This is a genomic window from Aestuarium sp., assembly GCF_023253315.1.
Classification (GTDB): Bacteria; Pseudomonadota; Alphaproteobacteria; order Rhodobacterales; family Rhodobacteraceae; genus Marivivens; species Marivivens donghaensis.
This window is the reverse complement of record NZ_JALRGW010000193.1, coordinates 1-568: the sequence shown is the minus strand read 5'-3', so window position 1 is coordinate 568 and position 568 is coordinate 1. Positions and strand designations below refer to the sequence as shown.

Below are 568 nucleotides of genomic sequence, written 5' to 3'. Positions count from 1 at the left end.
ACCGAGGCAATGGTCCACCTGGCAAAGTAGTCGGCGTAGTCAGGCACCAAGGCCCGGTTGTTGTATTGCGCGTTCAAATAGTCACTGTCTGTGGTCACCATGGCAATCCCCTTCGCGCTCAACGCATCCCAATTCGAACATCACCAAAAATATGCCGCGCATGGGAAGGCAACGATCGTATGAACTGCGGGCTCCCGCGCAACGTACCACCTAACTGCGCGGCGACTTCCCACAACCAGCGCGGGTTGTACAACACCGCACGCGCCACCGCGATGACATCGACTAAACCGTCGGCAACCGCTGACTCGGCCATCTTGGCCTCGGTGATCAGACCAACACCGATGGTGGGCATGCCCGTGGCCGCCCTGACCATCTGCGCGAACGGCAACTGGAAGCCCGGCGCCGCCGGTATTTTTTGCAGAGGCGAAACGCCAGCGGTTGAAATGTGCGCAAAATCCGCTCCCGCAGCCTTCGCCCGCTTGCAAAATTCCACTGTTTCCTCGGGCGTCCAACCACCCTCGACCCAATCTGTCGCTGAGATTCGAAAACCGACCGGGCCATCAAAGAC

General features: G+C 59.3%; 1 protein-coding gene. It reads right to left on the bottom strand.

Features of this window, described 5'->3' with window-relative positions; all coding sequences use genetic code 11:
- Positions 1-118: 118 nt before the first annotated feature.
- The coding region (locus tag AC1QQ2_RS14970) for an oxidoreductase (RefSeq protein WP_479713744.1) at positions 119-568 on the bottom strand (450 nt) is incomplete at its 5' end.